Source organism: Bacteroidota bacterium, from assembly GCA_016722375.1.
Classification (GTDB): Bacteria; Bacteroidota; Bacteroidia; order Chitinophagales; family LD1; genus Bog-950.
Genome location: JADKJG010000002.1, coordinates 58,700 through 76,081 on the forward strand (window position 1 = coordinate 58,700; position 17,382 = coordinate 76,081).

At 42.7% G+C, this 17,382-nt stretch carries 14 protein-coding genes; 6 read left to right on the plus strand and 8 right to left on the minus strand.

The annotated features are described in order from the left end of the window. Positions 1-70 precede the first annotated feature (70 nt). The 4 genes from IPP77_02180 to IPP77_02195 all read left to right on the plus strand — a co-directional run bounded on the left by IPP77_02180 (position 71) and on the right by IPP77_02195 (position 7,067). Entirely contained in the window at positions 71-1,576 is a 1,506-nt protein-coding gene (locus tag IPP77_02180; protein MBL0308522.1) for a T9SS type A sorting domain-containing protein, read from the plus strand. A gap of 139 nt (positions 1,577-1,715) precedes the next feature. After that, entirely contained in the window at positions 1,716-2,198 is a 483-nt protein-coding gene (locus IPP77_02185) for a hypothetical protein (GenBank protein MBL0308523.1), read from the plus strand. Between the two features lie 35 nt (positions 2,199-2,233). Beyond that, the gene (locus IPP77_02190) at positions 2,234-4,768 is read left to right on the plus strand and encodes a cation-translocating P-type ATPase (GenBank protein MBL0308524.1); all 2,535 of its coding nucleotides are present in this window, start codon (positions 2,234-2,236) and stop codon (positions 4,766-4,768) included. A gap of 511 nt (positions 4,769-5,279) precedes the next feature. Beyond that, entirely contained in the window at positions 5,280-7,067 is a 1,788-nt protein-coding gene (locus tag IPP77_02195; protein MBL0308525.1) for a collagen-like protein, read from the plus strand. 61 nt (positions 7,068-7,128) lie between these two features. Here the strand turns inward: IPP77_02195 and icd are convergent, their stop codons facing one another. Continuing rightward, positions 7,129-8,457 (minus strand): NADP-dependent isocitrate dehydrogenase, encoded by a 1,329-nt coding sequence (gene icd / locus IPP77_02200; protein MBL0308526.1) that lies wholly within the window; start codon positions 8,455-8,457, stop codon positions 7,129-7,131. Positions 8,458-8,602: 145 nt separating this feature from the next. On the opposite strand from icd, the gene IPP77_02205 reads away from it, so the two are divergent. Both IPP77_02205 and IPP77_02210 read left to right on the plus strand, forming a co-directional pair. Next, positions 8,603-9,130, plus strand: a complete 528-nt coding sequence (locus IPP77_02205) for a DUF4442 domain-containing protein (GenBank protein MBL0308527.1) — start codon at positions 8,603-8,605, stop codon at positions 9,128-9,130. 142 nt (positions 9,131-9,272) lie between these two features. Next, entirely contained in the window at positions 9,273-10,865 is a 1,593-nt protein-coding gene (locus tag IPP77_02210) for an FAD-binding oxidoreductase (GenBank protein ID MBL0308528.1), read from the plus strand. A gap of 854 nt (positions 10,866-11,719) precedes the next feature. Here the strand turns inward: IPP77_02210 and IPP77_02215 are convergent. The 7 genes from IPP77_02215 to IPP77_02245 all read right to left on the minus strand — a co-directional run bounded on the left by IPP77_02215 (position 11,720) and on the right by IPP77_02245 (position 17,275). Further along, positions 11,720-11,983 carry a NifU family protein gene (locus tag IPP77_02215; protein ID MBL0308529.1) on the minus strand — a complete coding sequence of 88 codons (264 nt, stop codon included), beginning with the start codon at positions 11,981-11,983 and terminating at the stop codon, positions 11,720-11,722. Beyond that, positions 11,983-13,086 carry an Mrp/NBP35 family ATP-binding protein gene (locus tag IPP77_02220; GenBank protein ID MBL0308530.1) on the minus strand — a complete coding sequence of 368 codons (1,104 nt, stop codon included), beginning with the start codon at positions 13,084-13,086 and terminating at the stop codon, positions 11,983-11,985. The genes IPP77_02215 and IPP77_02220 overlap by 1 nt, the downstream gene beginning before the upstream one ends. A gap of 255 nt (positions 13,087-13,341) precedes the next feature. Further along, entirely contained in the window at positions 13,342-13,752 is a 411-nt protein-coding gene (gene rnk, locus IPP77_02225) for a nucleoside diphosphate kinase regulator (protein MBL0308531.1), read from the minus strand. 372 nt (positions 13,753-14,124) lie between these two features. Next, entirely contained in the window at positions 14,125-14,922 is a 798-nt protein-coding gene (locus IPP77_02230) for a queuosine precursor transporter (protein MBL0308532.1), read from the minus strand. An 89-nt stretch (positions 14,923-15,011) separates the two neighbouring features. Further along, positions 15,012-15,914, minus strand: a complete 903-nt coding sequence (locus tag IPP77_02235) for a transketolase (GenBank protein ID MBL0308533.1) — start codon at positions 15,912-15,914, stop codon at positions 15,012-15,014. A 5-nt stretch (positions 15,915-15,919) separates the two neighbouring features. Continuing rightward, a complete protein-coding gene (locus tag IPP77_02240; protein ID MBL0308534.1) occupies positions 15,920-16,753 on the minus strand; it encodes a transketolase in 834 nt (277 codons plus the stop codon). Between the two features lie 12 nt (positions 16,754-16,765). Beyond that, on the minus strand, positions 16,766-17,275 hold the full coding sequence (locus IPP77_02245; GenBank protein MBL0308535.1) for a metallophosphoesterase family protein: 510 nt from the start codon (positions 17,273-17,275) through the stop codon (positions 16,766-16,768). Positions 17,276-17,382: the final 107 nt, after the last annotated feature.

Genomic DNA, 17,382 nt, shown 5'->3' on the forward strand with positions numbered 1-17,382 from the left:
AAGCCCCTTTGTTAATGTGAAATCCGATTCTGTTCACTAAACTGTGTCAAAAAGTAAATTTGATACAGTTATGAAAGAAAAGAAGAAAGAAGGATTGGACGACGAGAAGTTTGAATCGGAAACATTAGCGCAATTATTATCTGGCAAAAAAGTCTTCCCCTGGTCCATCAAATGGAATCGGTTGAGGATATATATCCCTGTTCTTGGTTTTAGTTATTTTTGGAGTATGGAAATAATTAAGATATTCCTTTCTGCAATTTTACTATTCACTTCTTTCCTCGCCTATCCGCAAAACTATGTTTCTACTTATGCCGGAAATGGGTTACAGGGCTTTGTGAACGGGACATTGTATGATGCACGGTTCAGGCAGCCATTCGGTATGTGTATTGATAAAAACGATAATCTCTTCATTGCCGATGGGGGTAATAACTGCATCCGAAAAGTAAATACTGTAACCGGATTGGTGAGTACTCTGGCCGGAACCGGAGTCGCCGGGGCTAAAGATGGAATGAGAGATTCGGCTCAATTCTATAGCCCTTCCAATGTTTGTGTGGATGATTCAGGAAATGTATTTGTATCAGATTTCTCTAATCACCGGATTCGCAAAATCTCTTTCACCGGTGTAGTCTCTACTATTGCAGGAAGTGGCATTGAGGGATATGTTGACGGTCCGGCGGGTAGCGCCCAATTTGATTACCCACGAGGCATTTGTGTGGACACGGCGGGCAATGTTTATGTGTCGGATAGTTGGAACCACCGCATCCGAAAAATCAGTAAGTCGGGTATGGTGAGTACCTATGCCGGAGGCGGAACCTCAATGGGTGTTGGAAGCATCGGAGATTTAAAAGATGGCTTGGATACGGCGGCTCGTTTTCATACACCATCGGGATTGGCGATTGACCATACAGGCAATATTTATGTAGCTGATGCCTATAATCACCGCATTCGTAAAATTAGTATCGACAGAATTGTATCCGGCGTATGCGGCACAGGCGCAACCGGTAATGGCAACGGAGGTTTTGCCAACGGGGACAGTTCCGTGGCATTGCTGAATACGCCTACAGAACTGTTTGTAAATACTCTAAGTAACGAATTGCTGATAGGCGAAACTTTTGGCAACCGGATTCGCAAGGTAAATTTGAGTGATTATTCTGTAAGCACTTTCGCCGGTTCGGGCGTTCAGGACTATTTTGATGATGTAGATTCATTGGCGGCTTTCAGATACCCGCGCGGCGTGGTGGCAGATAACTCTGGCAACAAGGTGTATGTATGCGATTATAATAATCATGCTATTCGGTTAATAGAACCCATGGTTCCATCGGTGATTATTGATGAAGCAGAAAAAACTTTTTCTGTTTATCCAAATCCTTCCTCTGGAATCTTTAGGCTGTCTGGATTGCCTACAGATGTAAAAAGAATCCGTCTTTATTCAATTACCGGATTGCTTGTGAAGGAGGCAAACAATGATTCGTCTGAAAATATTGAATTGGATTTATCCACCTTCCCAAGCGGCGTTTATTATTGTAAGGCAAAGACCATCTCGGGTGAATGGAGCAAAAGGATAGTGAAACAGTAGTAAATTCCATAGCGCAGAGTCCCTTTTTATGAATATATTTTTAGAAAAAGAGACTATGCAATGGGGGAGATATAGAATGACCCAATAAAATCAGAATGAAGCAAACAGCACTTAGAATATGATCGTAAAAGTTGAAATTATGACTATTTACGTATGCTCATTAGAAAGGGCTTTTAAAACACCAATGCTTTGTGATGTTTCAAAAGTACACACAGGGTTTGGTATTATGCCAAAGGTAACACATTGCACAGATGATGAAAACTGGGGACAAATAGGTAGCAGTAAGAAGATATTTGCTGCAAAATCAATTTCTCAAAAGGGAGGATTTGCTTCGATTGACAGAGTAATTGAACGCGTTGAAAACAAGTACTGGACAATAGAAGTAAGTGAGTTTCAGTCATGGATGCTAGGCTTGTATAAATTTGTTGGACAATGGAAAACAACAGAGCTTGAACCCAATAAAATATTAATAGACTATTCGTATAACTTGCATTCTAATGTTGCGTTGCTTTACCCATTAAACTGGTTGTTTGCCAATATGTTCTGGAGGCCTTATATGAAAAGAGTGATAGAAAACGTAAGACAAATGGCTTATGACAATAAGCCATATTTGTATGAATAGAAAAGCACGTAATTGTTTCAAGATAGAAGTTGCCCATGCCTGTAGATAATTTCAACATAAAAGGTTTAACAAACGAACAGGTAATCCTTGCAAGGAAAAAATTTGGGCGAAACACATTAGACTACCAACAACAAAACAGGGTTTTAGATGTAATAGGAAAATTGGCAAAAGAGCCAATGATTATTTTGTTATTGGTTGCCGCACTGATTTATTTTATAAGCGGGAAAACAGGCGATGGGATATTTCTTTCATCGGCCATTATTATTGTTTCCGTAATTTCCCTCTTTCAGGATTCAAGAAGCCGTAATGCCTTGCAAAAGCTAAAGAGCTTTACGCAAGCTAATTGTAAAGTGATTAGAAATGGTCAAACGGAGGAGATAAAAAGCGAAGACTTAGTTGTTGGTGATAGTTTGATAGTGGAAGAAGGGACTTCCATTACAGCCGATGGAATTATTGTTCATTCCAATGATTTTTCGGTAAACGAATCTATCCTCACCGGAGAATCTCTACCGGTTTTTAAAGATAAAGACAAGGAAGATAATTTGATTTTTAAAGGCACAACCGTTGCCAGTGGTTTGGCTATTGTTACCATCACTGAAATTGGCAACCTAACCAGATTAGGTAAAATTGGGAAAAGCCTTGAAAGCATTAAAGAAGAAAAGACACCGTTAGAGTTGCAGATAGGCGACTTTGTAAAAAAGTTAGTGATAGCCGGTGCCATAGTCTTCGCGGTGGTTTGGGCTATCAATTATTTTCGTTCTTATAGTGTATTAGATAGTTTGCTCAAGGCGCTTACGCTGGCTATGAGCATTTTGCCTGAAGAGATTCCGATGGCATTCACCACGTTTATGGCACTGGGTGCCTGGCGGTTAATGAAGACGGGAGTAGTGGTCAAACAGATGAAGACAGTGGAGACATTGGGTTCTGCCACGGTTATTTGCGTTGACAAAACGGGAACGATCACTGAAAACAAAATGAGTTTGGCGAAAGTGTTTTCGCTCGCTTCGCAAAGAATAGCTAATCCTGTTGCGGCTAATGAAGATGAAAAAGCGTTGATAAAAATGGCCATGTGGGCGAGTGAACCTATTCCATTCGACCCTATGGAAGTAGCCTTGCATCATGCCTACAACGATTTGCATACAGAAGACGAACGGCGAAACTTTAAAATGATTCATGAATATCCATTGGGCGGAAAACCACCCATGATGACGCATATCTTTGAAAACAATTTGGGACAAAGGATTATAGCTGCCAAGGGTGCGCCCGAAGCATTGATGAATGTTTCCAATTTGTCGAAAGCAGAGATAGAACAAATTATTGAAGCAATACAAACCATCACCAATGAGGGTTACCGGGTTTTGGGTGTTGGCGAAAGTGATTTTACAGGCAACGATTTCCCTGCAACACAGCAAGAATTTCAATTTAGGTTTAAGGGGATTGTAGCCTTTTACGATCCACCTAAGAAGAATATCAACAAAGTATTGGATGATTTTTATAAGGCCGGTATCGCCGTAAAAATAATTACAGGCGACTATGCTGAAACAACCACAGCCATTGCAAAGCAAATAGCCTTTAAAGGTTTTGAACACAGTCTTTCGGGAGATGAACTGATGAAATTATCTGAAGAAGAATTGCAGGAGAAGGTGATGCACATCAACATTTTTACCAGAATGTTTCCGGACGCGAAACTGAGAATTATTAATGCCTTAAAAGCGGACAATCAGATAGTGGCCATGACGGGCGATGGCGTAAACGACGGACCCGCCTTGAAAGCCGCGCATATTGGTATAGCTATGGGAAAGAAGGGTACCGAAATTGCCAAACAGGCAGCTTCGCTGATTCTGGTAGAAGATGATTTGTCAAAAATGGTAGAGGCGGTTGCAATGGGCAGAAGAATTTATGCCAATCTTAAAAAGGCAATTCAATACATTATATCCATTCACATACCTATTATCCTGACCGTTTTTATTCCATTGGCTTTAGGTTGGGTTTATCCGAATATATTTTCGCCGGTACACATCATTTTTTTAGAATTGATCATGGGGCCAACCTGTTCCATCCTCTTTGAAAATGAACCCATGGAGAAAAATACCATGCTTCAAAAGCCTCGACCTTTTACAACTATATTTTTCAGTTGGAAAGAACTGACAACAAGCATCATTCAGGGTATTGCCATTACAGCCGGCACTCTATTCGCTTACCAATATTCAATATACCAAGGATTCGATGAGGCCCTTACACGAACTATGGTGTTTACTGTTTTAATAGCTGCCAATATATTTTTGACCCTTGTTAATCGTTCTTTTTACTATTCAATCTTCACCACTTTGAGATACAAAAACAATCTGGTTCTGCTGATTATTGCCATTACAATAACTATCACCGGGCTATTATTATTTGTGCCGCCACTGACCACCTTCTTCGAATTTGAGGCACTTAATATCTCCCAGTTATTGACTTGTATTGGAATAGGGGTCATATCAGTAATCTGGTATGAATTTGTAAAGATTGGAACTAGGCTAAAAAGCAGCGCGGACAGACGGGTGGCTTTTAACAAGGGAACCAAATAGGGAAGACGGAGGACAAGTGTTGTAGCTTATAGAAATATGCCATTGTAAGAATATCGCAGTCTACTAGGTGGTTTCATCTTTGTTCTGAACGGTATTTGGCCTACTTTTTGTCCGATTTCATTAAGACCCATATCTTCTTATTTTTGCGGTTCTCAAAAAAAATAAAAACATGAAAATGAAATCTTACTTACTTGTAATTGTGCTATGTGCTATAGGCTATACAACTTGGGCTCAGGCTCCACAATTAATGAATTATCAAGCAGTGGTTCGTAATGCGGCTGGAGAGCCTTTAGCGGCGGGCACTGTTGTTTCGATTAGATTACTGATACATGACCAGACGGACCAAGGTCCGGTGGTTTATCAGGAGGTGGTCAGCGCCACGACCAATAAGTTTGGTTTAATCAGTCTCCCGGTTGGTCAGGGAGGCAATCTGGCTACAGTCAATTGGGGCAATGGTCCTAAATATTTACAAGTTCAATTAGACCCTGCCGGTGGAATTAATTACACAGATATGGGTTCTACGCAATTATTGAGCGTTCCTTATGCCTTGTTTGCAGCAAATAGTACTGCCGGTTCTACAGGAGCTACTGGTCCTACAGGACCAACCGGCGAGACTGGAAGCGGTGGTGGAGCTACAGGAGCTACAGGCGCTACAGGATTGGTTGGGCCAAGCGGAGAGCCTGGTGCTACCGGTGCTACGGGTGCAGTTGGTCCCACAGGGGCCAATGGGGTAACAGGTCCAACGGGTGCTAATGGATTAGTTGGTAATACAGGCCCTACTGGCCCGACTGGCCCTACTGGTCCAACGGGGACTAGCGGAAGTGGGGGAGGAGCCACTGGACCTACTGGCCCTACCGGGTTGAACGGTGCCACCGGTGCTACAGGCCCATCTGGTGCAAACGGAATAAATGGAACAAACGGAGCTACAGGCGCAACAGGTCCAATGGGTAATACAGGAGCTACAGGAGTTGGAATTCAAGGTCCGGCAGGCCCAACAGGTTCTGTTGGCGCAACAGGAGCAATAGGTAATACGGGACCCCAAGGCCCTACAGGGGTTGGTGCCACCGGCGCGACAGGAGTTACTGGTGCAACCGGCGCAACGGGGCCTTCAGGAACAGCTTCAATAACTGCTATCAACGGTGTACAGATAGCTTCTTCTAATATAGAATTGGGAGGTGCGCTTACACATGCTACTTCGATTCCTTTAAGTGGTTTTGATCTGGCTTTTTCAGGAACTGGTAATGTAGGAATTGGAACGGCTACGCCTGCCTTTCCTTTAAATGTTACTGGAACTAATCCAAATTCAATTGCTGTTATTTCAAATTCAAACGCAAATGGAATTGGAGTAGCTGCTCAAAATATAGTAGCGGCTGGTACAGGCAGTGGACACGGAATGTTTGGAGCTACACAACAATCGTTAGGTGTAGGTGTTTATGGAGCTAACTTGAATCCTGGTGGAACCGGGGTTCTGGCTATTGGCAATAATGTGCAGACTTATTTGTTTCCTAACGGAGGCGCAGGTTCTGCATCTTATGGCACTTTGACAGGTGCTTATGGTTTTGCATCTGCTTCTCAGGGCTATGGAGTATATGGACGTGCAGATAACGTCACTACCTCTTATGGTGTGGTGGGGCGGTCGAACAATGCAGTAGGTGGCGCGCCTATTGATGGCTCCGGTGGCGCGTTCATTGGAAAATCTTATGGGGTGTCGGGCTTTCAAAATGCAACTTCTGGACAAACAGCCGGAGGCTATTTTGTTGCTGGTGATGGTGCAGGAGGAACTTCTTCAACTACTTTGGTGGAAGCATTTTCTACATTAGGAACACATTATAAGATTTGGAGCAACACAGCCAGCACGGTTTCTACCTGTGTGCCTGACCTAAATGGAAAACCAGTTACGCTGCATGCTCCTGAAACTCCTGAGTTCTACTTTCAGGATTACGGACAGGGGAAGTTGGTGAATGGTAAAGTGCATATTGATATTGACCCTATCTTGGCTAAGAATGTTGCTATCAACGAACAACATCCTTTAAGAGTTTTTGTTCAGTTGGAAGGAGATTGCAAAGGTGTTTTTGTTACCAACAAAACAACTACCGGCTTTGATGTAGTGGAGCTAAACGGAGGGGCATCTAACGTTAGCTTCCAATGGAGCATTACCTGCAATGTTGCTGATATGCAAATTGGTAGTCGCTTGTCTAAATTCTCTGAGCTTCGCTTTGAACCAGGTCCAATTGACCAGAGCGTTCCTTTGAGAGATGAAACAAAAAATGCTAATCCAGTAATTAAAAGAATCTTCTAAACCGAAAGGTATAGACATAAAAAAAGGGGCGCCATCGGCGCCCCTTTTTTATTTTGTTTTATCAGAACCTCTTGATGATTTCATCGGCAAACTCGCTGCATTTGATCTCAGTAGCTCCCTCCATTTGGCGGGCGAAATCATAAGTAACCCGCTTGCCGGCAATAGCGCTTTCCAAACCATGGTGAATCAACTTCGCCGCTTTATCCCATCCTAAGTATTCAAACATCATAGCTCCGGAAAGAATGACAGAGCCTGGATTTACTTTGTCCAGCCCTGCATATTTAGGAGCAGTGCCGTGTGTCGCTTCAAAAATTGCATGACCGGTGACGTAGTTAATATTCGCTCCCGGAGCAATACCGATTCCTCCCACTTGTGCTGCTAGCGCATCAGAGAGATAATCTCCATTGAGGTTGAGGGTAGCAATGACATCGAAATCATCGGGGCGCGTAAGTACTTGTTGCAAGGCTATATCGGCAATGGCATCCTTGATAATAACTTTCCCTGCCTCTTTCGCTGCTTTCATTTCCAGATTAGCAACCACTTCGCCTTTTTCTTTCTTGGTTTTCTCCCAAGTAGCCCAGGTATAAGTTTTATCTCCAAACTCGCTCTCTGCCAATTGATAACCCCAATCGCGGAAAGCACCCTCGGTAAACTTCATGATGTTTCCTTTGTGAACCAAGGTAACCGTAGGCTCGTTATGAAGGATGGCATATTCAATAGCAGAACGAATTAACCGTTGCGAGCCAATTTTAGAGACCGGCTTGATGCCTACACCTACCATCACCTCCGGTTCATCATCGGCAAGGCGGGCAGCCTTCAAGTACTGCTTTGCTTTCTTTTTATCTCCAAAACGAATTTTGCTATAATCCTTTTCATACTTTCTCTTTAGAAAATGAAGTATGTCTGCCGCCTCTTTGCTTCCGGCTGCAAATTCAATACCGGCATAAATATCCTCGGTGTTTTCACGGAAGATAACCATGCTTACCTTTTCAGGATGTTTCACCGGAGAAGGTGTTCCGGCATAGTAACGAACCGGACGGAGACAAACATATAAATCAAGAATTTGACGCAAGGCCACATTGAGCGAACGGATACCGCCACCTATGGGTGTGGTGAGAGGTCCCTTCATACCCACCAGATATTCTTTAAAGGCATCGAGCGTTTCATCGGGCAACCAACTACCCGTCTTTTTAAAACTCTTTTCTCCCGCCAACACCTCTTTCCATTCAATTTTCTTTTTGCCTTTATAAGCCGCTTCTACCGCAGCATCCAATACACGAACGGATGCTTGCCAGATATCTGGACCGGTTCCATCGCCCTCGATGAATGGAATAATTGGTTCATTAGGCACTTTCAGTTTTCCTCTGCTTACAGTTATTTTTTCTGCCATAAATTCTATTTTTTTATTGTTATTGATTCTTTTTTTGACTATGAGGCAAACCTAAACGAATTATCGGAATTGAGAAATGAATCCAATAGCTGCGGATGCTGATTAATTGCTTTGATTTCATTGCTTTGACGAATAATTAGTCGCCATGTCGCCAGAAGAACTGCTCCAACAATATCAGACTGCCCGAATCAAAACCGATGAAAAGCTAACTCGTCTTGTAAACAATCCATTTATGTTTCGGATGTTTTTGCTTGGCAAACTGCCGATGGCCTTTTTCGCAGGGGTTCGCATAAAACATTTTGATGCGAATCAATGCAGCATAACCGTTCCTTACAAATGGCTGAACCAAAACCCTTTTCGCTCCACCTATTTTGCTGTTTTAGCCATGACGGCCGAAATCAGTACCGGCATTCCCTCACTGCTGGCGGTTGCGCCTAAGAATCCTTCTGTCGCGATGTTGGTGACCCATGCCGAAGCGGATTTTATGAAAAAGGCCACCGGCCTAAGCACCTTCACCTGCCTTCAAGGACAGGAAATAACCCATACCGTTGAAAAAGCAATCCTGACAGGAGAGGGGCAAACCTTCGACGCCCTAACCACCGGAGTAACCGAGAGCGGTGAAACCATTGCTCGTTTCAAGATTCAATGGAGTTTTAAGATGAGGGGGGGCTAAGTTCGTTCTAAGTAGAATCGTTTATCACTAGCGCCTTCAGGTTTTTGACCGGATTGATACAAAGCGGTTTCTCGGCTATTTCGACGCAAATTCGAAAATTCTTTTCTATAATTGTATAGATTTTTACCTATCCTAGTTATAGATGCCCTTTGATATGAGTGCTCAGGATGAATTTAAACCCTCCAGTTTCTTTGAATACATTCTGACCTACCACCGGGGGCTTTTTGCCACTATCTTTCTTCTGCCGGTTTCTGTAGTTTATAGTTTCTATCTCAACACACGCAATCGAATAGTGTTCCTGATGCATAGTGCGCCTGCCAAACATACTGAGCGGGTGAAGCGGGTGCAACAACAAATGATGGATTGGGCAAAAGAAGGTTCTGAACAGAAACTTTGTACCGCCCGTTCCGGATGGTTCACCATGAGCGATTCGGTGCCTGGCTATAAACAGACTCACCGCAATATCTCCGTGAATCTGCATGATATACTGGATGTGAATGAACAGCACCGGGTGGTGCGTGTAGAGCCTCTAGCCACTATGGGACAAATAACCGCTACGCTCAATCCGTTAGGATGGACGCTTCCGGTAGTGCCCGAACTGGATGATTTGACTGTCGGTGGTTTGATTAACGGCTTTGGCGTGGAAAGCAGCAGCCACAAGTACGGCCTATTTCAATTCATCTGCGAATCGTTTGAAATCGTGACGGCAGATGGAACCGTGGCGCAGTGCAGCAAAAATGAGAACGTCGCTTTGTTCTATGCCATTCCCTGGAGCCACGGCACGCTGGGATTCTTGGTCTCTGCCACACTAAAAATCATTCCGGCAAAGAAGTATGTCAAATTGCATTATCAACCCGTCTATTCTTTGGATGAACTGACTGAACTATTTGAACGCGAAAGCCGCGGCACTGAAAAGAACCAGTTTGTAGAAGCATTAATGTATGGACAGAATTCTGCCGTGGTGATGACCGGTGTGTTGACCGATGAACGAAATGATGATACTCCAATAAATTCGATTGGCTATTTCTGGAAGCCTTTCTTCTATCGCCATGCAGAAAAATATTTGCTGAAAAAGAAAACGGGATACGAATACATTCCGCTGCGAGACTATTACCACCGGCATACACGCGGTTTGTTTTGGGAAATGGAAAGCATCATTCCGTTTAGCAATCAATCCTTGTTCCGATATCTGTTGGGATGGTCTTTGCCGCCCAAAATCCCTTTATTGAAATATACCGAAACAGAAACCACCCGCCGCCTGCGCGATACATACCATGTGGTGCAGGATATGCTCATGCCTATGGTCCATCTCAAAAAGTCTTTACTGTACTTTCACGAACAATACAATATTTACCCTATCTGGCTTTCTCCCATGGCGATCTATGACAACGAAAAACAGGCGGGTTTCATCCATCCATATCAGTTGGCGGATGGAAGCAAAGACCCCATGTTTGTGGATGTGGGCGCTTATGGCAACCCCATGAAACGCCCTTTTGACGGTCTGAGTGCTTTGCGCGAACTGGAGAAATTTGTGATAGAAAATAAGGGGTATCAGGCGCTTTATGCAAAGACCTTAATGAGCCGCGAACAGTTTCGCACCATGTTTGACCATAGCGATTATGACAAACTGCGCGAAGAACTGCCTCTATGCACCCATGCTTTTAATGAAGTGTATGATAAAGTTTCATCCAAGGCAAGACTCGCACCGGTAGATGCGAGAAGGGGAAAGGTTTAGAAAGTAGCATCCTGAACAAGACCCTCAAAAGGCTTTATATAGAAGGGTGTCCAGAATACAGTCTTTTACGACCAACACCCAAAATAGGTTTCAGGATATAAAGAAAATATTTTTCAGAACCGGTACCGGTTCTAAGATTTTCGCTGGTTTGTATTATATGTATAGCCGGAACAGGAACCGGAGCCGGGTAGAACGATAAATAAATTTTATTGGTAATTCAAACAAGCAACAAATAAGATTTTTCTTCACCTGAATTTTTGATTTTTACAAACGGGCCTTGTATCATACGCGAAGAATATGAGCTTCTTTTCAGAGAATATGAGCCTCTTTAGGAAGAATATGAGCCCTCTTTTCTGAGAATATGAGCTTCTTTACAAAGAATATGAGCTTCTTTACAAAGAATATGAGCTTCTTTAGGAAGAATATGAGACTCTTTACAAAGGAAATGAGCTTCTTTAGTTAGAATATGAGCTCATGTAGAAAGAATATGAGACTTGATTTCGATTAGGTTTCCTTCATAACCTTTGAGATGGAATAAGGTTGTTGGTGAAGTTCTGCTAATTATTCCTCAGTAGGTCATTATTTCCTGAATAGGATGCAAGCCGGGTATTTTTATTCGGATAGGGTCGTAGTGTTTCCATATTCTGAGCCCTCATATAAACCGGTTGGGATATCCGGGTTCAAGATATGGAACCCATGCGGGAACGCGGTCAACGGTGCAGGAGATCATGTTAAATGAAAAATAGAATTAAAAATTAGTAGCCTGAATGGGGATATACAATTCACCGTCCAGCTTATGCGATAAAAATAGTTCTGGAAAATAAACGAAAATCTTCTATGCTCAAGCAAGAAAATTAGTCCACGGGCTGTGGATTCACAGCCATCACCCCTTTAATTTCGGGCACGGCCTTTTTTATAGCATCTTCAATACCCGCTTTCATGGTCATGAAACTTTGCGGGCAAACGCTGCAAGCTCCCAACAGTTTCACATGTACAATCATGTCATCCGAAATCTTCAACACTTCCACATTTCCGCCGTCGCTGTTCAGGTAGGGGCGCATGGTGTCCAGAGATGCTTCCACTCTAGCCAAAAGATGAGCGACATTTTTTTGATTCATTATAAAATGGATTTCTGTTTTTCAGGAGCGAAGCTAGCATTTTTAATGGCTACCTGTCTGGCTACGTTTTCTGCTATTTCGTCAAAAGCCTCGGTCACTTGAATATTATCTCTACCATAAATACTCACCGGTTTACCGGTGTCTCCTCCTTCGCGAATGCTTTGTACTAACGGAATCTGTCCAAGTAGAGGTACTTCATATTCGTCGGCCATTTTTTGCCCACCTCCCTTGCCAAAAATGTAATACTTGTTGTCCGGCAATTCCTCTGGCGTGAAATAGGCCATGTTTTCAACAATGCCCAGTATAGGCACATTGATGCTGTCTAACCGAAACATAGCAAGAGCTTTTCGTGCATCAGCAAGGGCTACTTCCTGTGGCGTAGTGACAATCACTGCACCGGTTACGTTGAGCGTTTGCGCTACGGTGATATGCACATCACCGGTACCAGGAGGCATATCTACAATCATATAATCGAGCTTGCCCCAGATACAATCTGTGACAAATTGGCGCAGCGCAGAGGTAACCATGGGTCCGCGCCAAACGATAGCCTGACGCTCATCCACCAACAAGCCAATAGAGAGCAATTTAATACCTTCGGCTTCCAGTGGAACCATGAAATGCTTCTCTTTAATAAGCCTGATTTCAGGTTTTTTACCTTTCACTCCCAACATGGTGGGGATAGATGGCCCGTGAATATCAGCATCTATCAAACCTACTTTAGCACCGGTGCGTGCCAGACTCAGCGCCAGGTTTACCGCCACCGTGGACTTCCCAACTCCTCCTTTGCCGGAAGCAACACAGATAATATTTTTGACACTAGGCAGCACGTTGACATTGGTATTTCGAAGTGAGGTGACATTGGCATCTATGTCTATCTCTACCTTCATATCGGCGTTTACATATTGCTGAATGGCTTTGATGCAATCGTTTTTGATTTTTTCTTTGAGTGGGCAAGCAGGGGTTGTCAGCGTAAGTTTGAAACTAACTTTGCCCTGCTCCACTACTATATTGCTAATCATATTAAGGGAAACCAAATCCTTGTGAAGATCGGGGTCATCCACATGGCGAAGGGCATTTAAAATATCTTCTGATGTATAATTCATATCGTTCATTGGGGGCGAAGTTCTACTTTGTTGATGAAAGGAGCAAACATAAAATAGGATTTCAATGCAGAAAAAATCAATAGTCTGTTAAGAAGCTGTTTGGATTTGGATGATAATATCGCTGTTTTCTGAATTGCGATTTCCATTGCCTTGAACCTACATGTCTATAAAACGAGTAATACAGTTTTGAATAGTTACAATGGCAGCCTAAACTTATTTTGGAGGAGACCAAAAATATTTAACTGCCTTATTCAATTACAGGTCAAACTCACCTGCTGCTTCGGGTTGATAAACTATTTCATCAATTTTTAATTGAGTTAAACCGGCAGGCACTATCCATTCTATTTCATCTCCAACTTTATAACCTATCAATGCGGTTGCAATAGGGGAGAATATGGATATTTTATGTTCTTTAAAATTTGCTTGGTCAGGGTAAACTATCTGAAACTGAATCTGTTTGTTACTATTTAAAAAACTCAATTTCACAATCGAATTCATGGTAACAACGTTTGAAGGAATAGCTTGAGGTTCCACTATTTCAGCCGAGTCTAACTCTGCTAACAGTTTTTCGGATTCAACTTTACTTATCGAATTAAATTGTTTAGCATCATTTATACACTTCTTAATTCGTGCATAATCAAGTCGGTTTACAATTATTTTACTCATAATTATCTGTTTTTAAAATTATTTTGAAGATTTTAATCAATGTGTTATACAAAAGGGATTACTTGCTGTCACCCCAGAAGTTACAAAACGTTTTATCCGATTTTACCATTAACTGAAACCGTAACAGCCGCGAATAAAGGCGGATTATTATAACTTCTCAAAGCCCAACCGAAAATAAAGTTAAGACTGTTTAATCTTAAAAGGTTTTCCATTTCATAACCATTACCACTTCCGCAAATTTAGACCTTATTCTCAATATTATATATCCAATTAACGCAAATTAATATAGTAGGCGTTTAAAAGGCTCATGCATAGTTGGGTTTTGAGGCGGGGCGGACCCGGAGGTATTGATAAGGTTATGTTGATAGAGGCTTATTTAATTTCAATAGCGCCTTCTTCCGCCTGATGTTTGAGCCGGTGAGAAAGTTCATGGCCGAGGTAATTATCTATGAGGCGGTGGCCGAGGTAAATGGCCGGTGTGAGGACAATAGCCGCAGTGACTTTATATAGATAGTTGACGATGCCGACGGCGAAAATCATGTGGAGCGACCATTGTCCTTGTTGCCCGTGTTTGAGCAGGTAGAAGGCGATAAAGAGGACGAGGAAGCTATCAATGAGTTGGGAGATGACGGTGGAACCGGTAGAGCGCAACCAAACCATGCGATCGCCGGTTTTCTTTTTCACCCAATGGAAAATGCCTACGTCCACTAATTGGCCAATCATAAAGGCAACGAGCGAGCCGATAATGATGTTGGCACCCTGACCAAAAACGGCGTTGTAGGCTTTGCCAAAATCAAGTTCTTTACCATAGTTGGAGCTGCTTAGCCACCAGCCGGCTGGCGCGGTGTGCATGGCAGCAAAGAGGGCGACATAGGCATAGGCAATCATGATGGCGGCAATCCAAGAAATGAAGCGCACCCCGCGCACGCCGAAGTATTCGTTGATGATGTCTGTCATGATGAAAACAAGGGGCCAGAGAAGGACGCCGCAGGTTTGGCTGATGCCGTCGAAATGAAAGCCAAATAAGTCGAAGACCGGCTTTTGAAAGCCGAGCGTGTCTTCGACTGAAAAGATTTTAACGCCCATGAATTCGGCCACCATCGCGTTGGCGATGAAGAAAGCACTCATGACGATGTAAAGACGATTGGTTTTGTCAGCGAAATACTTCATGAGGTTTAACGATTAGTTATTTGCAGAATTACAGATTGACCGATTCGCCAATTGTTGTTTTTATTATTTCTGTAAATCTGCAAATTGATTTATGGCGTCACTAAAAAATGTTCTACCTCTTGCTTTAGTCCCGGCCCTCCTAGATTATTTTCTGCCTGATGCCATTTTTGGTCTCCATATTTTCCGGAAGGATAGCCATGTGCTGAAAGAGAAAGAATCTTTATCGGAGAAGTTAAGTGATTCATGAGCTGATAGGAGAGGGTTTCTCTCAAACCACATTCGCCGTTATGTTCTTCGATGGTGATGATTTTTTTTGATTGGTTGACGGAATGAATTAGGTCGTTGGGTAATTCTGTGATGGGGAAAATACTAAGTACCCATATCTCTAAATCTTTTGCCGCATCGAGGTGATAGATGTTTTCAACTACCGGCCCGGTTCCTACTACCACGCCTTTTGTTCCGTCTTTAATTTTTCTCCAGGTAGCAAAGGGAGCTACCGGTGTAGGAATTTTTGCGCCAACATTCAGACGAAGATAGTTGGGATGAGGATCATCCTGCATCATTGCAACAGACTGTGCCACATCATCGGCTGTGAAGGGAACGTAAACGCGCATGTTGGGGAGAATGCGCATGGCACCAATGTCTTCAATGTTATGATGGGTAGCCCCCATAATGCCGTAACCATATCCACCGCCATTGCCCACCAGTTTCACCGGTAGGTTGTGCAGGCAGACATCATTGCGAATCTGTTCATAAGGACGGATGGTAACAAAAGGAGAAATGCTGTAAACCCAGGGAATAAAACCTTCGTGGGCCAGTGCCGCAGATACGGTCACCATATTTTGCTCGGCCACTCCAGCGTTAATGAATTTCTCGCCGAACTTCTCTTGTACTTTCTCTAAAGCCATATAGCCTAAGTCCCCGGTGACAAATACCATTTCGGGGTGTTTGTCAAAAAGGGTGATCATGGATTGGGCAAATTCTACACGCATAAGAACTAATTCTGTAATTCTGTCAATCCGTCAATCCGTAAATCATATTGAAGCTGAACCTCTTTCATAATTGCCTGATATTGATCTTCTTTCATCGGTAGATAATGGCAATCTACTTTGTCTTCAAACTGTTTCCATCCCTTTCCTTTGGTAGTATTGCAGATTATGGCAGTTGGAAGTTTTGAGTGTTGGGTTTCAAGTTTGGCTTGTTCCAGAGAAGTGAAATCATGACCATCGGCAAGGAGTACATTAAATCCAAAGGCTTCTAATTTTTTGTCAAGCGGCTCCATCTTCATCACATCTTCTGTTCTTCCAATTCCTTGCAATCGGTTTCTATCAATCAGCAGTATGACATTTGTAAGCAAATGGTGGGCAATGAAAAGCATGGCCTCCCAGGTAGAACCTTCGTTTAGTTCTCCATCAGAAATAATACAGAAAATCATTTTATCCTTCTTTTTCAATCGCTGTGCTAGCCCTAAACCTGCGGCCAGCGATAAGCCATGTCCAAGACTACCGGTAGCGAAAGGAATTCTTTTTAATTTATTCACCGGTGGGTGGGCAGCAAGATAAGTGTCATTCTTGTAGAAGGTTTGAATGTCCGCTTCGCTGAGAATTCCCTCTTCCGCTAGCATAGAGTATATTGTAGCAGCGGCGTGCCCTTTGGATAAAATGATTTCATCGTCTTCTTTCATCCAAGCAAAGCGCACGAAAGTTACTATTTCAGCTATGCTTAATGAACAGCCTACATGACCGGCATTCGCGACTTTATACATGCCGAGAAAGCGTTTCTTAATGTTTAGAACTTTTATTAGTAAATCCTGGTGAAGGGCTATTTCCATCGGGAGGCAATATTATATGATTTCACCTCGCTTTCCCAATTCAATGGCTTCGAGGTCTTTAATTTTTCCATTATCCAAATTGAAACGCAGTACCGTCTTTATTTTATGAAAGCCATGCGAGCCGGCTGCGCCGGGATTCATCATGAGCATATTGTGATGTTGCTGGTCGCGCATTACTTTCAAAATATGTGAATGTCCACAGATGAATATATCCGGTTTCAATTCCTCGATTTTCTTTCGTGCTTTCGGTTCATAATTACCCGGATATCCACCGATATGAATCAGGAGAATTTTCAATCCCTCTTTTTCCATTTCAAGATGTAGGGGGAAATCCATCCTCAATTCCTTTCCGTCAATATTTCCATATACAGCGAAAAACGGTTTGAATTGTTTTAGCTCATCTGCCAACTCAGTCGTTCCAATGTCTCCGGCATGCCATATTTCATCTACATCCTTAAAGACCTCCTTGATTTTAGTATCAAGAAAGCCATGCGTATCGCTAAGTAAACCTATTTTGAGCATGTGATTAAGAAAGAAAACTTATGGCAGGCGAAAAAAGAATAATTTCTATAGATCAAGTGCTATAATCAAGATAGTGTCTATTCTATAAATCAGATATGGGCAGATTA